Origin of the sequence: Streptomyces sp. NPDC048637, from assembly GCF_040650675.1 — a bacterium.
In the GTDB taxonomy this organism is placed as follows: Bacteria; Actinomycetota; Actinomycetes; order Streptomycetales; family Streptomycetaceae; genus Streptomyces.
Genome location: NZ_JBEZHQ010000001.1, coordinates 167,432 through 186,331, shown reverse-complemented (window position 1 = coordinate 186,331; position 18,900 = coordinate 167,432). Strand labels below are relative to the sequence as shown.

Here is an 18,900-nt window from a genome sequence, read left to right as displayed (position 1 = left end):
CGTCAGCCCGCCTTGGGGAGTTGCTGGGTGGAGCAGTGGATACCGCCGCCGCCCTCGCCGATGGTGTCGACGGGCAGTTGCACGATCTCCCGCCCCGGGTACTGCTCCCGCAGGATGGCTGCCGCCCTGCTGTCGGCCTTCCGGTCGCCGAAGCGGGGCATGATGACCGCGCCGTTGGCGACGTAGTAGTTGACGTAGCAGGCGAGGAACCCCTCCCCGCGCCGCCCGATGTCGGCCGGCTCGGGCAGTTCGACGACCTCCAGCCGCTTCCCGCGGGCGTCGACGGCCCCTTCCAGGACCTTGCGGGCCTGTTCGTAGGCGCCGGTGAAGACATCGCGGGGGGCGTTCTTCGCGGGGGTGCTGAGCACCACGACGCCGGGTGCGGAGAACCGTGCCAGCGCGTCGATGTGGTAGTCCGTGATGTCCTCGCCCTTGACGCCCTTCACCCAGATCACCGTCGTGGCACCGAACAGGTCCTTGAGCGCTTGCTCGATCTGCGCGCGGGACCTGCCGGGGTTGCGGTTGTCGTTGACCAGGGAGCTCTCGGCCGCCATCAGGGTGCCCTGGCCGTCGCCCTCCACCGCCCCGCCCTCACCGGTGATCGGGGCCTTGATCCTGGGCAGCCGCCCGTCGGCCAGGATCGCGCGGGCGACCCGGCGGTCGTGGCCGTGCTCCTGCTTGCCGCCCCAGCCGTTGAAGTTGAGGTCGACTCCGGCGACGCCGTCGGGGCCGAGGACGAAGACCGGTCCGGTGTCGCGCATCCACAGGTCGTCCACCGGGGTCGGGACGACCTCCACCCCGGACCCGCAGGCCCGCTGTGCGGCCTTCGCCTCCCGGCCGCCGGCCAGCAGCCGCACCGGCTCGAACTCGGCGATGGTCCGGGCGAGTCGGGCGATGTCGGCGCGCGCTCCCGCGGTGTCCGGCCCCCAGACCCGCCGGCCGGGCCAGGACATGTAGGTCGCCTCGTGCGGATGCGCCTCGTCGGGCAGCCGCCCGCCGCCGCCCGACCGCGCCGCCGCGGGTGCGGCGCCGGCCTCCCGCGGCGCGGGCCCGCCGCTGTCCGGTGTGCCGCAGCCGCTCAAGGCTCCCCCGAGGGCGGCGACGGCCGCCGCTTGCAGTGTCTGACGTCGGGATATGTCCACGATCAGCTCCTGACTGAAAATTTGGTCAGGACGATGGTAGGGCATGATCGGACCCGAGCCACCTTGATTTCTTCGGACAGCGGGAGCATTCGATGCCGGACAGGCCCACCCAGATCCTCGAAGCCGCCGCCCGGCTGATCGCCCGGCGCGGCGTCCGCGGGCTGCGTGTCGAGGAAGTTTCCGCGGAGGCCGCCGTCTCAACCGCACTGATCTACTACCACTTCAAGGATCGCGCCGGACTGCTGCGCCGCACACTGGAGTTCATCAGCCGGCGGGCGGTCCGCTACACCGACGCCGCACTGGACGCCTCCGACGATCCCCGTGTGCAGCTCACCGAGATGCTGCTGCTGGAGCTGCAGGACGCCCCCCAGGTCAGGGAGAACAGCGCGGCCTGGGGCGAGTTGCGGGCCAGCGCCGTCTTCGACCCGGACCTGCGGGAGTTGCTGTCCGCAGCGACCCGTTCCTGGGTGGAGGATCTCGCCGGGCTGCTGCGCCGGGCCCAGGAGGCGGCGCCGGGCGGGTCCGGGACCGACCCTTATGCGGCGGCCGAGCGGCTCACCGCGCTGGTCGAGGGGCTGAGCGAACGCTGGCTGAGCGGCACCACCTCGCTCCAGCGGGCCCACGAGCTGCTCCGCGGCGCCGTCGAGACGGAACTCCGGCCGCTCTGACGGGCCTTGTGGCCGCGGTTGTTCGGGGAGCGGCGGGGGCACCCGTGTCTGCGCAGACGAGCAGCCCCGCCACGGCAGGGCTGTGGCGTCGGGGCGGATGCCATAGCGGATGAACTCAGCGCTTCGGTGAATAAGCGGACATCAGCGGCTGTTTTCGGTCGGAGTCCGGCACGTAACGCTCTGCGCACGATCACCCGGTCTCTCCCTGCGACCACCACGGCTTTCCTCGCTCGCCAGGGGCGCAGCAGGTGGCAACCCTCCGGCGATTGCCAGGATCTGACGAAAAATTTTCTGTCTTGGTGGGTAAATGGTGAAGAAAGCCGACCGAAAGTGTGCATTGGCTTTTGACCACTGATCGACCGCTCAGCCATGGTCCTTCGCATGCCCGCCATACCCCGACCCGCGGCCAGCGGCCCCCTGCGCCTGCGCGACTTCCGTCTTCTGCTCGCCGGTGCCGCGGCCGGACAACTCGGCGCTCAGGTCACCCTGGTCGCCCTGCCCCTCGTCGCGGTACTCGAGCTCAACGCCCCGGCCTTCCAGGTGGGGTTGCTCACGGCCGCGGAGACCGCCGCGTTCCTGCTGGTCGGGCTGCCCGCCGGGGCCTGGGTCGACCGGATGCGCAAGCTGCCGCTGATGATCCGGGCCGATGTGGTACGGGCCCTGGCGATGGCGAGCATCCCCCTGGCCGCCGTCGCCGGTGCGCTGACGATGGCGCAGCTGTATCTCGTCGCCCTGGTCACCGGCGTGGCGACCGTCTTCTTCGACGTGGCCCACCAGAGCTTCCTGCCCCAGCTGCTGCCCAAGGACCATCTGGTCTCGGGCAACGGGGCGCTGGAGACCATCCGTTCGTCGGCGCAGGTGGCCGGTCCCGGGCTCGGCGGCGGTCTCGTCCAGCTGCTCGGGGCTTCCCTGGCCATCGTCGCGGACGCGGCCGGCTATGCGCTCTCGGCGCTGTTCCTGTGGGGCATCAAACAGCCCGAGAGCCGCCCGCCGCGCGTCGCGGGTTCGTCCCTGCGCCAGGACATCGGTGAAGGACTGCGGTTCGTGTGCGGGCACCGCCTGCTGCGCGTCATCGCGGTGACGACCGGACTGGCGAACTTCTTCACCGCCACGCTGATGGCCACTCAGTCCGTCTTCCTGGTACGGGTGCTCGGGCTGGCGCCGGGAGTGGTCGGCCTCGTTCTGGCCGCCTCCGCGGTGGGCGGGCTCACCGGCGCGCTGTGTGCGGGCCGGCTCGCCGCCCGCCTCGGCCAGGCCAGGATCATCTGGCTGTCCGCGCTGGTCACCGGCCCGTTCGCGCTGCTGTGGCCGCTTTCCGGGCGCGGCGCGGGCGCCGCGCTGTTCGCGGTCGGCTCCGGCGTGGTCTTCTTCGGTGCCGTCGTCTACAACGTCGCGCAGGTGAGCTTCCGTCAGGCGCTGTGCCCGCCCCGGCTGCTCGGCCGGATGAACGCCACCCTGCGGTTCCTGATGTGGGGCACGCTGCCGCTCGGTGCCCTGGCCGGCGGTGCACTGGCCGATGCGTTCGGCGCGCGCACGGCGCTGGCGTGGTGCGCGGCCGGATTCCTGGTCGTACCGCTGCCGCTGCTGCTCTCCCCGCTGCGCCGGATGCGGGACCTGCCGGCCGCCGGCGCGGCCGGGGACGCCCCGGGCGGCTCCGCGGACCCGGCCGAGCCCGCGTCCGTCGGCTGACGGCCGAACCGCCGCCTCCGAACCGCCGCCTCCGGCCCACCCGTCCGGCCCCGCCCGCCCGTCTCCGCGTACGGCCTTCCCACCCGCATCACCTCCGACGATGCGCATCAGTCACGACAAAGAGGATCACGTGCTCAGCATCACGAGCCAGTACCTGGCCCGCTACCGGCGGCTCGACGCCGGTGACGGCACCCCGGTCCTGCTGCCCGTCACGGGCGCCCAGCGTCGCTTTGCGCTGGTGCGTGCCATGGACCCCGCCGGGCGGCCGGATCTCGTGCCGATGTTCTTCGCCTTTCCGCGCGGCACGGTGGACCCCGTACGCCTCGCGGCCGCCGCGAACCGTCTCGCCGCCCGGCACCCCGTGCTGCGTGGCCGGCCCGCCGTGCTGCGCGGCACCCCCGTACTCCGCCTGGAGCGGCCGCAGGTTCCCGTGACCCGGCCGGCCTGCGCGCCCGGCGAGGACGCGGCCACCGTGCTGCGCCGTGCCCTGGGCCAGTGGACGCCGGACGGCTCACCGCTGCGGCTGTTCCTGGTGCCGGACGGCCCGGAGGGTACGGAGGAGGTGCTCGCCGTCGTACTGGACCACAGTGCGTGCGACGGCCAGTCGCTGGCCCGGATCGTCGGGGAACTCGGCGCCGGCCACGACGAAGGTCCCGGCGCCGACGGCCCCTCCCCCGCCGACGTGGCGGCCGAGCTGACCGCCTACCGGGAAGCCGTACTGGGGCAGCTCGAAGCGGAGGAGCGCGCCGGTGCGCCGGAGGCCATGGCGTACTGGGGCGACCGGCTGCGCACGGTACGCGAACAGGCCCCGGTGGCACGGCCGGAGCCCCTCTCCCCCGGTGCGCTGCCGACCGGCTCGGCCGGCCTGCGGATGCCCGCGCCCCCCGACGGGGTGCCCTTCCCCGAGCTGCTCAACGCCGCTCGCGCGGCGGCAGCGGTGCTGTACGGAGCGGGCCATGTGGTGCCGCTCGGCTACCCGTGGGGCGGCCGGCCCGCCGGTGCCGCTCCGGTCCTCGGCTGCTTCCTCAACACGGTGGTCTTCCCGACCGCCACGGGCGACGACACCCCCGGCGCATCCGCGACGGCAGCTGCCTGGTGGGACGACCTGGACCATGCCGCCACCCCCTTCGACGCCGTGGTGCACGCCGCCCGCGCGGCCGGCTCCGGCTGGAGCGGCCGGCTCGACGGGATGCTGACCGTCGACGACTCCCGTCGCCACCCCCCGCTCCGCCTGGGCGGGGTGACCGGCCGGGAGATCCACGTCGACGGCAGGGCGGTCCGCGGCCCCTTCGCGGTCTCCGTCACCCAGGGTCCCGAGCTGCGGCTGCACATGGTGTGGGACCGCGCGGTCCTCCCCGACAACACCGCCGAGAGCGCCTTCACGGCCCTCGCCGACGCCGTGCGGACCCCGGCGCCGACAGCCGGCTGACCCCACCCCGGGGGCCCCGCCCCCGCACCTGACCACCGAACACCGCCAGACCCGCCGCGCGATCCGTGGCGCGGTCTGCGCACCCCACAGGCCGGGCCCGACCATGCCCCGGCCGGAGCACACCCGCCCCGACAACCTCAGGGATCGCCCATGCTTCCGCTCTCCTCCTCGCAGGAGATCGTCTGGCTGCACGAACAGGTGCAACCGGGCAGCCGCGCCTACAACTTCACCGCCGCCCTCGACCTGTGGGGCACGCTCGACACCGAGGCGCTGCGCCACGGACTCGCCGCCGCCCTCGACCGGCACGCCGGGCTGCGGCTGGAACTCGTCGCCGTCGCCGGGGCGATGCCGGGGCAGCGGGTCGCCGGGGCCTGTGCGCCGCGGCTGCGCACAGTGGACCTGAGCGGGGCGGCGGACCCGGAGGCCGCATTCCAGGAGCTGCTGCGCACCGAGGCGGAGACCCCGCTCGACACCTACGAGGCGCCGCTGCTGCGCTGGACGCTGGTACGGCTGGCGGACGACCGGCACCGGCTCATCCACGTCGAACACCATCTGATCCATGACGGCCACTCGTTCGCGATCCTGCTGCGGGACGTGTTCACCGTCTACCGGGGCCGCGTCCTGGGCGAGCCGGTGGCGCTGCCGCCCGCTCCCTCGTACGCCGACCATGTCCGTGCCCGGTCCGGGGACGAGGCGTCGGCGGAGCGGCGGGACGGTCTGGAGTTCTGGGCCGGGGCACTGCGGGAGATGTCCTACGACCTGCCGCTGCCCGGTCTGGCCCGGCCCGGTGCCCGGCGCCGGCACCACGGCGGCCAGTTGCGCCAGTCGATCGGCGCGGATCTGGCGGAGCGCCTCCGGGCCCACGCCCGAGCGCGTGGTCTGACGCCGTTCGCCACGCTCCTCGGGCTCTTCGCCGAGCTGCTGCGCCGGCACAGCGGCCGCGCGCAGATGGTGATCGGCACCGCGGTGGGCAACCGTCCGCGCGGTTTCGAGGACGCCGTGGGCATGTTCGTCAACACCATCCCGCTTCCGCTCCGGCTGGACCCGGCCGCCCCGGCCGAGGAGTCCATGGACGAGGTGACCGACACCCTCATCCGCGCGCTGCCGCACCAGGAAGTGCCGATCCAGGAGCTGACCCGCGCGCTCGGTCTGCACACCTCGGGGGCGGACAACCCGTTGTTCGATGTGATGTTCAGCGCCCATGACGCCGAACTGCCCGACGTCGACGTCCCCGGCCTGGACATCACCCTGTTCGAGGGCTTCAACACCGGCACCACCCGGTTCGACCTGGACGTGGTGCTGCTGCCGGACGACCGCCGCGGCATCGGCCCCCGGCACGGCGCGCCGGGGATGACGCTGGTCTGGGACTACGACGCCGACCTGTTCGGCGAGGACGTGGCCAAGCTGCTGGCCGGGCGGTTCGCCGATCTGCTGCGGGCGTATCTCGACGCGCCCGGCACGGCCCTCGCGGACCTGGCGCCGCCGCCGGCACCGCCCGCCCTCCCGGCCGCCGCTCCGCAGGCGCCGCGGCACGACCCGCTCGACCCCGCCACCGCCCACGACCGCTCGCTGCCCGCGCTGCTCATCGGCGCCCGCCGGATCACCTACGGCGATCTGGCGGACCGGGTCGCCTCGCTCGCAGAGCGGCTGCTGGCGGCGGGGGTGACCGCCGGTCAGCCGGTGGCCGCGGTGCTGCCCCGGGGTGCCGACTCGGTCGTGACGCTGCTGGCCTGTCTGCGGACCCGGGCGGTGTACTGCCCGCTCTCGCCGTCCGATCCGCCGGCCCGGTTGGCGCTGCTGCTGGAGCGGCTGAGCCCGGCGCTGGTGCTGACCTCGGCGGCCGCCGCCGTCCCCGTTCCCGACGGTCTGCCGTCGGCCACCGTCGACGCCGCGGTCCTGCCGCCGGCGCGGGCGGCCGAGGCCGTGCCCGGTGCCGCGTACCTCATTCACACCTCCGGTTCGACGGGCATCCCCAAGCCCGTCGCCGTCGGCCGCGCGGCGCTGGAGAACCATCTGACCGGAGTGGCCGGGCGGTTCGGCCTGCGTGCGGGTGACCGGGTGCTGCTGTTCGCCCAGCCGTCGTTCGACGTGGCCCTCGAAGAGGTGCTGCCGTCGCTGTACGCCGGGGCGTGCCTCGTCGCCCCCGAGCGCGAGGTCCCGACCGGCACCGAGCTGGCCGAACTGCTGGTCGCCGCCCGGGTCACCGTGGCCAATCTGCCCACCAGCTACTTCCTGGCCACCCGTCAGGAGATGCGCCCCGCACTCCGCGAGGGGCACTGGGCGCCGCGGCTGCTGGTGCTCGGCGGTGAACGCCTCCCGGCGGACGCGCTGCGGGCGTTCCTGGCCGACACCGACAGCACCGTGCTCAACGTCTACGGCGTCACCGAGGCCGCGGTCAGCTCCACCGTCCACGAGATCACCCGGGACGGCCTCACCGACGGGGCGGAGATTCCGCTCGGCACCGAGCTGCCCGGCGAACGGGTCCACGTCCTGGACGCCCACCAGCGGCCGCTGCCGGACGGTGCGGTCGGCGAACTGGCCATCGCCGGGGCGGGGTTGGCCGAGGGCTACGTCGGCAACCCCGAGGCCACCGACGCCCGGTTCCGCCGCATCGAGGCGCTCGGCGGTGCGCGGGTCTACCTCACCGGCGACCGCGGCTACCGTGGCCGCGACGGGCTGCTGTATTTCCTGGGACGCCTGGACCACCAGGTCAAACTGCGGGGTTACCGCATCGAACTGGAAGAGGTGGAGGCGGCCGCCTCGGCCGCGCTCGGCGGCCGGTCCTGCGCCGTCGTCCTGGACCGCGAAGCCCCGGGCGATCCCCGGCTGGTCGGCTTCCTGGAGAGCGCGGACGAGGACGGGCCGTGGGACGAGCAGGCGTTGCACACGGAGCTGAGCCGACGGCTGCCGAGCGCCCTCGTTCCGGGACGCTGGGCCCGGCTCGACGTCATGCCGAGGCTGGCCGGCGGCAAACCGGACCGGACCGCGCTGACCCGCAGCGCCGCCGCGCTGGAACCTGCCGCCCTCGCCGAGGAGCCCGGTGACGGGCAGCCGGTGGAGCCGGCGGATCCGATGACGGCGCTGCTCGTCGAGGGCTGGCGCGAGGCGCTGGGCCACGGCCGTTTCGACCTGTCCTCGGACTTCTTCCGGGCGGGTGGCCACTCGCTGCTCGCCGCGCAGCTGGCCTCCTGGCTGGAGCCGCGGCTGGGACAACGTCCGCCCCTGCGGCTGCTGTTCCAGAACCCGGTGCTGACCGACCAGGCCGCCGCGCTCGCCGCCGTCGGCACCGCCATGCCCGTTCCCGCCGCCTCGACCACCGTGACGGAGTCCCGATGACCCAGCCGATGACCGCCCGGACGGCGGCCCCGACGACCGCCGCCGGCGCCGGACGGCACACCCCGCATCCCGGCACGCTCAGCATCGCCCACGGCGCCCGGCCCGCCACCGACGACGCCACCGGAGTCCTCGCCCGCTTCGAGGAGTGGGTCCGTCGCTCCCCGGAGGCGCCCGCGGTGATCGACGGGACCCACAGCTGGACGTACCGGCAGATCGGCACCGCCGCGGACGGGGTCGCGCAGGCGCTGCGCGCCCGGGTGCGGCCCGGGGACCTGGTAGGCGTCTGCCTCGACCGGTCGGCCGCCCTCGTGGTGACCGCCGTCGCGCTCGCCAGGCTCGGCGCCGTCTATCTGCCGCTGGGGCCCCGCCCCGGTGAGCGCCGCACGGACGCCGTCACCGAGGATCTGCACGTCGGCTGTCTGATCGGCGATCCCGGGCTCCTGCCGCCCCGGCACCGGACGGCCGACCGGCTGGACCTGGCCCTGCCCGGTGAGGGGGCCAATGCCACCGCCACGGTCGTGGCGGCGTTCGCCGCGCCCGGTGCCACCGCGCATTCCGCGCCCGCCGGGGCGTTCTACGCCGTGCTGACCTCCGGCTCCACCGGCCGCCCCAAGGCGGTGGCTGTCGGTGAGCCCGCGCTCGGCGGGCTGCTGGACTGGTACCGCGCCACGACCGGTCTCGGCCCCGGTGACCGGCAGTCGCTGCTGATCGGCGTCGCGTTCGACCCCCATCTGCTGGAGCTGTGGGGCGGGCTGACGTCCGGAGCGGCGCTGGTGCCCGCGCCGGACGAGGTCCGCTGGGACTCCGTGGTGCTCGCCGACTGGTGGCGCACAGCCGGGGTGTCGGTGGCGGTCACGGCGACCCCGATGGTGGAGCCGCTGCTGGACCGGCCCTGGCCGCCGGGCCTGAGGCTGCGTCATCTGCTGGCCGGCGGTGACCGGATGCGCCGCCGCCCCGGCGCGGAGGTGACCGCCACCGTCCACAACGCCTACGGACCGGCCGAGGCCACCGTGATCGCCACCACCTACGCCATGCACGGTACGGACCGTGCGGCGGGCACGGACTCCGCGCCGCCGATCGGTCACCCCGTACCGGGCGTGACCGTGGTCGTCGCGGACGCGGACGGCCGGCCCGTCGAGCGCGGTACGGAGGGCGAACTCCTCATCGGCGGAAGCGGGCTGGCGCTCGGCTATCTGGATCCCGAGCTAACCGCACGCCGCTTCACCGCCGTGCCCGAGGGCCTCGATCTGCCGGGAGTGGAGCGGGTGTACCGCACCGGGGACCGGGTGCGGATGGCGGCCGACGGGTCGCTGGAGTTCCTCGGCCGCCTCGACGACCAGGTCAAGATCAGCGGGGTCCGGATCGAACCGGCCGAGGTGGAGGCCGCGTTCGAGAAGGACCCGGCGGTCCTGAGCGCCGTCGTCACCGCGCCGCGCACCGCCGACGGCCGGGCCCGCCTGGTGGCGTACGTACGGGCGGCTGCCGTTGCCGGGCTCACGGCGGACGCGCTGCTGCCGGCCCTGCGGACCTGGCTGCCCGAGCAGGCCGTCCCCTCGGACATACGGATCGTGGGCTCCTTCCCCCTGGACGCCAACGGCAAGGTGGACCGTGCCGAGCTGACCCGACGGGCGGCCGACTCCGGCGCGTCCCGCCACGGCGGCACCGCCCCGGACGGCGAAGCGCCCGCCGGCGCCACCCCGGGAGAGCGGCTCGTGCTGCGCGCCGTCCGTGATCTGCTCGACCGGCCCGGGACCTCCCTGGCCGACAACTTCACCGAGGCCGGCGGCACTTCAGTCCTCGCCGCCCGGCTGCTGACCGTGATCGAGAAGGAGAGCGGGGTACGGCTGCGCGCCCCCGAGCTGCTGCGCCAGCCGGATCTGCGCGCCGTGGCCCGGCTCGTCGATCAGCGGTGTGCCGCCCGGCAGCCGGCGGGAGCCTGAGATGACCACCCCCCGCACCCCCGCGTTTCCGTCCTCCCCCGACACCCGGAAGGAAGGCCCCGTGCCCACCGAAGGCACCCCGTCACCCGCGCACAGCCCGTCCGGTGAGCGCACCGCGCCCGTCCCGGCGGCCGAACGGCCCGCGCCCGCGGCCGGCCTGCCGGCCCTCGTGGCCTGGCACGCCGCCCGGATCCCGCACGCCCTGGCCGTGGCGGACGGCGACACCACGCTCACCTACGCCCAGCTCGTCTCGTCGGCCCGCGCGCTCGCCGCGCAGCTGCGGACGCACGGCGTCGGCCCGGGTGACTCCGTGGCGCTGCTGATGCCCCGCTGCGCCCGGACCGTCGTCGCCCAGCTCGCGCTGTGGTGGGCGGGCGCCGTGTGTGTGCCGCTGGATCCGGCGCATCCGCGCGCCCGTTCCGAGGCCCTGGCCTCCGAGGCGGGTGCGACGCTGACCGTCGGCGACAGCAAGCTCCTCGAATCCGCGGCACTCACCGGCGCCACCCTTGCGCTGCCCGCGGAGCCGCTGGTGGACGGCGGTCACCTCCCGGCGGCCGAACCGGGCCCGGACGCCACCGCGTTCATCATGTTCACCTCGGGCTCCACCGGCCGCCCCAAGGGGGTGGCCGTACCGCACCGCGCGATCGCCGAGCTGGTCTCCGAGCCGGCGTATCTCACCCTCACCTCCCGTGACCGGGTGCTCTTCCACTCGCCGATGACCTTCGACGCCTCGACGTTCGAGGTGTGGGGAGCCCTGGCCAACGGCGCCGCGGTGGTGGTGTGCACCGCCGAACGGCCGTCGTTCGAGGACCTGGCCCGGCAGGTGGAACGCCACGGCGTCACCGTCGCCTTCTTCACCACCGCGCTCTTCCACCAGCTGGCCGGCCGCCGCTCCCGGATCTTCGCGCCGCTGCGCACGGTGATCGTGGGCGGCGAGGCACTGTCCGCGCACCATGCCCGCGCGGTCCTGCGGGCCTTCCCCTGGCTGGAGCTGGTCAACGGCTACGGGCCGACGGAGGCGACGACCTTCACCACCGCCCACCGCGTCACCGACGCCGACTGCGACGGCCAGGTGCCCATCGGCCGGCCGATCGCCGGCGCGACCGTGCATCTCCTGGACGACACCGGCCGGCCCGTCCAGGACGGTGATCGCGGCGAACTGTGGATCGGCGGCAGCCGGCTGGCGCACGGCTACACCGGGCAGCCGGAGCTGACCGCCGAGCGCTTCGTCCACCGCCCCGGGCCGGGGCGCCTCTACCGCACCGGCGACCTCGTCTCCCGGCGCTCGGACGGGCACCTCGACTTCCACGGGCGCACGGACGACCAGGTGAAGATACGCGGCTTCCGGATCGAACCGGCCGAGATCGAACACGCCCTGCGGGAGCGGCCCGAGGTGGCGGACGCGGCCGTGACCGTGCACCGCCCCTCCCCCGACGACGCCCGTCTCGCCGCGTTCGTCGTGGCCGCGTCCGGGCCGGTCCCCCGCCCCGACGCCCTGCGCGACCGGCTCGCCGCCGTCCTGCCCGCCCATCTGGTGCCCGACGAGGTGCAGCTCGTCGACGCGCTGCCGCTCACACCGTCCGGCAAGGTCGACCGCCGCGCCCTGACCGACCTGGTCGCCGCGGACGGGCCCGGTGCCCCGGCCGGACCGCTCGGCCCCCTGGAGCAGGCGGTCGCCGAGATCTGGAGCCGGTCGCTGGGCCGTGAAGTCACCCGTGCGGATGCCGACTTCCTCGCGCTGGGCGGCCACTCGCTGCTGGCGCTCGCCGTCACCGATGACCTGCGCGAGGACCTCGGCGTCGAGCTGACCCTCGCCGACTTCTTCGCCGCTCCCACGGTGGCGGGACACGCCGCGCTGGTCGAGCGCGCGCTGCTCGCCACGCACAGCGATCTGCGCCCCGGCGCCCCGGAGGACACCGATGGCCACTGACACCCCCGCCGCCGCGGCGCTCCAGGAGGAGCTGCTGCGCCGGGCGCGCTCCCGCGCCGCCCGCCCCGCTCCGGTCCCCGACGCCGTCCATCACGGACCCGCGCCGCTCTCCCACGCCCAGCGCCGGATGTGGCTGATGGACCGGCTCGGCCAGGGCAGCGCCTCGTACAGCGTGCCGTTCGCCACCCGGCTGCGCGGTCCGCTCGACCTGGACGCGCTGGCCGCCGCGCTGACGTCGCTGGTGGGGCGCCACGACATTCTGCGTACCCGGTACGGGCAACAGGACGGTGAGCCCTACCAGGAGGTGCTGCCCGCACCGGAGGCGATGGCGCTGCGCGTCGTGGAGACGGCCGCCGACGGTGCCGGTGCCCTGCTGGCCGAGGAGGCGCACCGCCCGTTCGACCTCGCCGCCGGTCCCGTTCCGCGCGCGCTGGTCCTGCGGCACGGCCCGCAGGACCACACCGTGTTGCTGACGTTCCATCACATCGCGCTGGACGGTGCCTCGCTGGAGACCGTCGCCGGAGAACTGGCCGAGCTCTACTCGGCCGCCGCCCGGGGCGCCGCCGAGCTGCCGGCGCCCCCGCAGTACGCGGACTTCGCACGGCGGGAGCAGGCCGCCGCCGACCGCCTCGAACAGGGCCTGCGCCTGTGGGAAGGCCGCCTCGAAGGCGTCTCCCCGCTGCGGCTGCCCCGCCCCGCGAACCCGCCCGCCGACCGTGGCCCCCGGTCCGCCGGAACGCACACCACCCCGCTCGACCCGCGGGTGCCGGCGGCCCTGCGCGAGCTGGGCCGGCAGCACCGGGCCACCCTGTTCACCGTGGCCCTCGCCGCGGCCTTCGCCACTCTGCACCGCTTCACCGGCCAGGACGACCTGGTGATCGGGGTCGCCGGTACCCACCGGCAGGGCGCGGAGATGCGCGGCCTGGTCGGGCTGTGCGTCAACACCCTCCCGGTCCGGGTGAACACGGCCGGCGATCCGGCCTTCACGGCGCTCGTCGAGCGCGTACGGGAGGCGCTGCTCGACGCCCAGCAGTGCCGCGACGTGCCCTTCGATCTCATCCTGGAGCGGCTCGGCGCCGCCGCCCGCGGCACGGACGGGACGGCGCTGATCCGGGTGACCGCGGACGTCCTGGGTGAACCGACGATCCTGCGGCTGCCGGGGACGGTGGGCGAGTACGTCGAGGTCGGCCCCGGTGAGGCCAAGTTCGACCTCTCCTTCGGACTGGTGGACACCGATGCCCCCGCCGGCCTCGTCCAGTACGGCCGGACCGCGCTGGACGAGGAGGCGGCGGCCGGTCTCGGCGCGCACTACGGCGCGCTGCTCACCGCGGTCGCGGACGAACCGGGCCTGCGGCTGTCCCGGTTGCCCGGTGGGGCGCCGGCGCCGCGGGACGAGACCGGCGGGCACCCGGCCGAGGCGCTGCTCCGGTCGGACCCCGGGGTGGCCGAGGCCGCGGTGCTCGAACCGGCCGGCGGCCCGCTGCTGGCCTATGCCGTACTCCGCGAGATCGGCGGCCCGGCACCGGCCGAGCTCCGCTCCCGTCTGCGGGCGGTACTGGCTCCGGAACTGGTGCCCGCCGCGGTGACGTTGCTGGACACGCTGCCGCGGACGGCCGACGGCGCGGCCGACCCGGCCCGGCTTCCCGGCATGCCGCCCGCACCGCAAGGCGCTCGCGCCGAGGCCGTGACCGAAGGCTTCACCGCGCTGCTGGGCCGTCCGCCCCGGCCCGACGACGACTTCTTTCTCCTCGGCGGCCACTCGCTGATCGCCGTCCAGCTCGCCGAACGGCTGCGCCGGGCGCTGACGCTGCCGCTGACCGGTCTGGACATCATGCAGGCCCGCACTCCGCGCGCGGTCACCGCGCTGCTGGACGCCCGCGCGGCGGAGCGGGCCGCCGCGCCCTCGGTCACCACGGCCGGTCCGCGGCGCTCGCGCGAGGGCACGGTCCTGGTCACCGGCGGCACCGGCGGGGTCGGTGCGTTCCTCCTGCGGGAACTGGCCGCCCAGGGACGCCCGGTGCTGGCCCTGGCCCGCCCCGAATCCGCGCACCTGGTCGCCGGCGACGGTGTGGACGTCATCGAGGGCGACCTCACCGACCTGGACGGCCTGCGCAAGGCCGTCGACAGCGCCGATGCGGTCATCCACGCGGCCTGTACCTTCACCCGTCCCGAGGTCGATGTGACGGCGATGGCGGCGATGGTCGGCAGCTGGTCGCGCGGCCCGTTCGTCTTCGTCAGCAGCGTGGACGCCTATGGCCACCCCGCCGGCGAGTGGGTGGCGGAGGAGTCCGCGCCGGGGCAGCCGCTGAGCCCGTACGGACAGGCGAAGCTCGACTGTGAGGCGCTGCTGCTGCAGGCCGCCGGTTCCCAGGGCCGGGGCGGGGCGAGCGCCGTCCGTTCCCCTCTCGTCTGGGGTCCGCACCACCGGCTGCGGGACCAGTTGCGCTGGGGCGCGACCGGTGTGCTCTACCAGGCCGCGCGAGAGGGGCGGCCGATCGCCGTGCCCCGGCCGGGAAGCGGCGGCCATGCCTGGTACGGCGCGGCCTGGGTGCACGCCGCGGCCCTGGCCCGGTCCGTGGTCTCCTGTCTGGATTCCCCCGTGCACGGCGTCGCCAACGCCGTCAGCGGACATGTCACCTGGCACCACCTCGCCGCCGCGCTGACCGAACTGCTCGGCAGTGACAGCGAGATCCTCGAAACGGACGAGGTCCATCCGGACCTCGACCACCGCTGGCACTACCACTCCGACCGGCTGTCCCCGTCCCTGCGCCTGCAGCCGGGCGAGGACTGGCGCTCCGCCCTGGCCGCGATGGCCGGCCCGTCCGAGCGGTGAACCGCCCGGTATGACGACGACGCGCCCGGTGGCTCCTTGGCCACCGGGCGCACTCCCGCGGCCGGCGAGGTCGTCCCTGGCAGGAAGAGCACGAACACATACGCCGGGAGCACGATGAGCCGGATATGGGCATGGGCAGGGATCGACAGCGGCAAGGGCCATCACCACGGTCTCGCCCTTGGCCGACGGCAGGACGCTGTTGTCGCGGCGGGTGGCCAACGACGAGCCTGAGCTGCGGCAGCGCCGGGTCCATCGACTCCGTGCCCAGGCTGCCGGGGTGGTGGCCGCTCACCCAGTTTTGGCGGCCTTCTTCGCCGCCGTGACGCCGCGATGTCGCCGGGCGCGCGGCCGGACGAGCGGGGCGATCCGAGACGGCCGGGGTGGGAGCCTCCCCCGGCGCGGCATCCTCCGGCTCGGTGGCCTCGGGCGCGGCCGGGCCGGTGAACGTCTCCGGCACCTGCGGCTGCGGCGTGGCGGCCGGGGCGGCACAGCGGCGGGGGGCGCCGTGCGCGGGGTGAGATACGGCGAGCTCCCCGGCCCGCCGGCCTCAGACCCGGAGTCCGCCAGGGGCCACAGTCGGCCACCGCTGCGGCACGGGGCGGGGGGTCAGGTACCGGACACGGCGGTCACCAGCAGCTCGGCCGCAAAGTCCTCGACCGAGCGCGGCGGGCGGCCGAGCACGCGCTGAACGCCGTCACCGAGACCGGCCGCACCCTCGTGGCGATAGTTCGAGTACAGCCCGTGCAAACCGTCGATGACCTGCGGTGTGATTCCACGGTCCGCGAGCGCGGCCCGCCAGGCGCCGTCCAGTGGAACGTCGAGGTACCGCACCGGCCTGCCGAGAACGGCGCCGAAGCGGTCGCAGAGCATGGGCAGCGTCAGTGCCTGCGGACCGCTGATCTCGATCTCGCCACCGATCGGACGCGCCGCCAGGAGTTCGGCGACCGCGACCGCCGCGATATCCCGCACGTCCACATAACCCCGGGCACCAGGTCCGGCAGGATCGGCCAGCGTGCCCTTGGCGATCGAGGCCGCTGCCGGGAGGAAGTTCTGCAGGAAACGATCGGGCTGTAGAACAGTCAGTTCTGGGACGCCGACGCTTCGCAGTCGCTCGGTGATCGTGTCATGGGCGCCGGTGACGGCGTCCGGGACGATCCCGTTGCCAGTGAAAGCTCGGGCGCCAAGTTTGACGATCCGGCGCGCGCCGGCCTCGATGGCGGCAAGACCGAGGTTCGTTTCGGCGGCAACCTGGTCTGCGGCGAAGGGATGTGCAAGGTAGAGCCGGTCCACGCCGGCGACCGCACCCCGGATGTCCTCTGCATCGGTGATATTCCCGCGGAAGACCTCACCGCGGACCGTGCCAAGCGCCTTGGCGCCGGCCTCGGAGCGAACGAAGAAGCGCACATCGCTCCGGTCGCGCAGCGCTTCGGTCAGGTAGCGCCCCACCGTTCCGTTCGGCGTAGTGACCAAAATGGGCATAGATCCCCCTCCGAGAATGCGATCAAGACCTCTTTCGCCCCAACAGCGCCTGACTCCAGCACATTTCCAGCCCGGAAGCCGGGTGGCACCTTTGAACGCAGAGTCAGGAAGGGCTGCTCCGCCGCATCCGGCCGAGCAACGCCTCCTCTTGGGCCGACTCCCGCGACAGTTTCTGTGGCTCGGCGGGCGCAGAGGCGCAACAGCGGAGCTGGGCCACATCAACCGAGACGTCGCCCCGCATCCACTCATCTCCACCGTTCCGTCCCCCGAGAGGGCGGCTGCACGGGAGGATGGGGGCATGCCTGCTGACCACACGCTCGTGATGGAGCTTTTACACGCCTCCCACGCGGCCGCACAGCGAGAAGCCCCGGTGCGCCGGGGCGATGACCCTGCCTGCCAAGTCGTGCTCCGTGCCGCGAAGGCCGACGCGGACGACGAGGGCATGGAGCGGCTCACCCTCCTGGCACTGGGCACGGCGGTCTGCGCGAGCGACCTGACCGCGGTCCTGGCCGACCACAAAAACATCACCACGCAGCAGTTGATCGACGAGCTGGTGGCCGCCCGCCGCGAAAAGGACGCCGAAGACACCCCGATGCTGGACCTGCTGCTCGCTCTGCGCATGGATGACCCTGGCCAGGCCGCCGAGCTGCTCGGCAACCTCATCGCAGACGACCACGACGCCTTCCTCGACCTCATCGTGGAACTCGGCGGCTACGCCGCCACCTGCGTATCGCTGCTGGCGGTCCTTGAGATCAGCCCCGTTGAGGACACCCTCGCCGAGCTGGAAGAGACGGTGCAGCAGTTCATCGCCGGCAAGCAGCCACCCGGCACCGGGACCGCGGGACAGCGCCCATAGCCCGTCCCTTCGGCCGTTCTCTGCCGCCGGTAGCCCGGGACGCCCCGCCCCCGCCCACGACGGGGCGGGGCGGGGCGTCCCGGGCCAACTGCCCTGCATCCGGAGATCCGTGGCGCTCGCCGAGGCTGTCTCACGGCTGCCGGCCGGGCCGGGCTGGTGGTACGAGCCGGATGGTCAGAACAGATCGCGGTACTGGTTGAAGCCAGAGCCGACCTTCACCCGGGGCCTGAACGGCGACGACGCCTTGCCTGTGCCGTTGTACAGCCACAGGTTGCCCTTGGGGTCGCGGGCGAGGAGGTCGCTGCGGCCGTCGCCGCCGACGTCACCCGTGGCCACCAGCTTGTTGAACTGGTTCCAGCCGGAACCCACCTTCACGCGGGACGCAAACGGCTTCCGCAGATCGCCCGTGCCCTTGTACAGCCAGAGGACGCCCTGCTTGTCGCGGGCGACGATGTCCGGCTTGCCGTCGCCGGTCAGGTCGCCCTTACCGGCGATCTGGGTGAACTGGTTCCAGCCGGGGCCGACCTTGACGCGCGGTGCCAGCGAGCCGTCCGCCTTGGTCTGAAAGCGCCACAGGACGCCCTGCTTGTCGCGGGCCAGCAGGTCGGGGTGCTTGGCGCCGCCCAGGGTGCCCGGGGAGAAGACGACGTTGTACTGACCCCAGCCGGTGGCCACCTTCTTCAGGCGCCCGTTGCGCCAGAGATTCAGCGCACCGTCGTCCATGACGTGGTACGCACCGTCCTGATACCCCATCAGATCGGGGTCGGTCGACACCCCGTGCCTGAAGTGTGGCCAGACGTAGGCGCCCGACCGGTCGTCGAAGGCGCCCTTCCCGTCGGGCATGTAGACGTACATCTGGCCCGACGGCAGGATGCCGGAGAGGAAGAAGAACGGCGCGGCCGGGGTGGGCTTGTGCTGCCCGGCCGCGGCGGCACTCCGGGCGACGTTCTTCGCCGGACCGGTGGCCGCAGGAGCGTCGGCCAGAGCGGCATCGGCGGTGGCACCGATCAGGACGACGGTGATCGCCGTGGTGACGAGACGCGACAGGGCGCGTGTACGCCGGGAAGACTGGGTCACGTATGACTCCATGAGGTATGCGGAATCAGGCGGTGCGCTCCGCATAGGTGTGGGAAGCGCCCGCATCATTGTCCGGATCTTTGCACGTCTGTCCCAGTGGTTTTTGCGGTGGGGTGTGAATGCCGAATTCCGCCCGGAGGGCAACGCGAAAGGGCGGCAACCCCGTTGGGGATAGCCGCCCTTGGTGATGACTCGGACCGGATCAGAACCTCGCCTACGCGGGCCTGCGCGAACGCGCCTTGGTGCTGCGGGATTTGCTCGGCCCCTCCTCCCGGCTGGCCGCCGCCGGACTGTCACCGAGGCGCCGGTGGCCACCATGCTCCAGCGGGCCGCGGCCGGACAGCCCACCGCCCAGGGCGCCCCGCACCTCGCCGTCGCCGCCGAAGTCCGGCTGCGGCAGCGGGAGACCGCCCCGGCCTGATGGGGGGGTGAACTCCCATGTGGCGACTGCGTGAGAGCACCATCCTGTCCTCACCGACGAGGACGGCGCCATCCTGGACGAGCGCACCGGACGCTGGACG

At 74.0% G+C, this 18,900-nt stretch carries 11 protein-coding genes; 8 read left to right on the top strand and 3 right to left on the bottom strand.

What is annotated here, in order from left to right:
• Positions 1–2 precede the first annotated feature (2 nt).
• Positions 3–1,142 (bottom strand): agmatine deiminase family protein, encoded by a 1,140-nt coding sequence (locus AB0C46_RS00955; RefSeq protein ID WP_362824672.1) that lies wholly within the window; start codon positions 1,140–1,142, stop codon positions 3–5.
• Between the two features lie 92 nt (positions 1,143–1,234).
• Here AB0C46_RS00955 and AB0C46_RS00950 point away from each other — a divergent pair, with 92 nt between their 5' ends.
• The 7 genes from AB0C46_RS00950 (at position 1,235) to AB0C46_RS00920 (ending at position 14,967) form a co-directional block, all read left to right on the top strand.
• A complete protein-coding gene (locus tag AB0C46_RS00950) occupies positions 1,235–1,810 on the top strand; it encodes a TetR/AcrR family transcriptional regulator (protein WP_362824671.1) in 576 nt (191 codons plus the stop codon).
• 381 nt (positions 1,811–2,191) lie between these two features.
• Positions 2,192–3,499, top strand: coding sequence for an MFS transporter (locus AB0C46_RS00945; protein WP_362824670.1), 1,308 nt, complete (start codon positions 2,192–2,194; stop codon positions 3,497–3,499).
• A 130-nt stretch (positions 3,500–3,629) separates the two neighbouring features.
• A complete protein-coding gene (locus tag AB0C46_RS00940; RefSeq protein ID WP_362824668.1) occupies positions 3,630–4,928 on the top strand; it encodes a non-ribosomal peptide synthetase in 1,299 nt (432 codons plus the stop codon).
• Positions 4,929–5,078: 150 nt separating this feature from the next.
• Entirely contained in the window at positions 5,079–8,264 is a 3,186-nt protein-coding gene (locus AB0C46_RS00935; protein ID WP_362824667.1) for an amino acid adenylation domain-containing protein, read from the top strand.
• A complete protein-coding gene (locus AB0C46_RS00930) occupies positions 8,261–10,204 on the top strand; it encodes a non-ribosomal peptide synthetase (protein WP_362824665.1) in 1,944 nt (647 codons plus the stop codon). Before AB0C46_RS00935 ends, AB0C46_RS00930 begins: the two co-directional genes overlap by 4 nt.
• 1 nt (position 10,205) lies before the next feature.
• Positions 10,206–12,134, top strand: coding sequence for a non-ribosomal peptide synthetase (locus AB0C46_RS00925; RefSeq protein ID WP_362824663.1), 1,929 nt, complete (start codon positions 10,206–10,208; stop codon positions 12,132–12,134).
• Entirely contained in the window at positions 12,124–14,967 is a 2,844-nt protein-coding gene (locus AB0C46_RS00920) for a condensation domain-containing protein (protein ID WP_362824662.1), read from the top strand. The genes AB0C46_RS00925 and AB0C46_RS00920 overlap by 11 nt, the downstream gene beginning before the upstream one ends.
• Before the next feature lie 606 nt (positions 14,968–15,573).
• On the opposite strand, the gene AB0C46_RS00915 is transcribed toward AB0C46_RS00920, so the two are convergent.
• On the bottom strand, positions 15,574–16,446 hold the full coding sequence (locus AB0C46_RS00915) for an NmrA family NAD(P)-binding protein (RefSeq protein ID WP_362824660.1): 873 nt from the start codon (positions 16,444–16,446) through the stop codon (positions 15,574–15,576).
• 298 nt (positions 16,447–16,744) lie between these two features.
• Here AB0C46_RS00915 and AB0C46_RS00910 point away from each other — a divergent pair, with 298 nt between their 5' ends.
• On the top strand, positions 16,745–17,302 hold the full coding sequence (locus tag AB0C46_RS00910; protein ID WP_362824659.1) for a hypothetical protein: 558 nt from the start codon (positions 16,745–16,747) through the stop codon (positions 17,300–17,302).
• 174 nt (positions 17,303–17,476) lie between these two features.
• On the opposite strand, the gene AB0C46_RS00905 is transcribed toward AB0C46_RS00910, so the two are convergent.
• The gene (locus AB0C46_RS00905) at positions 17,477–18,379 is read right to left on the bottom strand and encodes a VCBS repeat-containing protein (RefSeq protein WP_362824657.1); all 903 of its coding nucleotides are present in this window, start codon (positions 18,377–18,379) and stop codon (positions 17,477–17,479) included.
• Positions 18,380–18,900: the final 521 nt, after the last annotated feature.

What these genes read in the sequence shown, in the direction of transcription:
- AB0C46_RS00950 (WP_362824671.1), top strand. Translation starts at nt 1,235, where the DNA reads ATGCCGGACAGGCCCACCCAGATCCTCGAAGCCGCCGCCCGGCTGATC.
- AB0C46_RS00945 (WP_362824670.1), top strand. Translation starts at nt 2,192, where the DNA reads ATGCCCGCCATACCCCGACCCGCGGCCAGCGGCCCCCTGCGCCTGCGC.
- AB0C46_RS00935 (WP_362824667.1), top strand. Translation starts at nt 5,079, where the DNA reads ATGCTTCCGCTCTCCTCCTCGCAGGAGATCGTCTGGCTGCACGAACAG.
- AB0C46_RS00930 (WP_362824665.1), top strand. Translation starts at nt 8,261, where the DNA reads ATGACCCAGCCGATGACCGCCCGGACGGCGGCCCCGACGACCGCCGCC.
- AB0C46_RS00925 (WP_362824663.1), top strand. Translation starts at nt 10,206, where the DNA reads ATGACCACCCCCCGCACCCCCGCGTTTCCGTCCTCCCCCGACACCCGG.
- AB0C46_RS00920 (WP_362824662.1), top strand. Translation starts at nt 12,124, where the DNA reads ATGGCCACTGACACCCCCGCCGCCGCGGCGCTCCAGGAGGAGCTGCTG.
- AB0C46_RS00915 (WP_362824660.1), bottom strand. Translation starts at nt 16,446, where the DNA reads ATGCCCATTTTGGTCACTACGCCGAACGGAACGGTGGGGCGCTACCTG.
- AB0C46_RS00910 (WP_362824659.1), top strand. Translation starts at nt 16,745, where the DNA reads ATGCCTGCTGACCACACGCTCGTGATGGAGCTTTTACACGCCTCCCAC.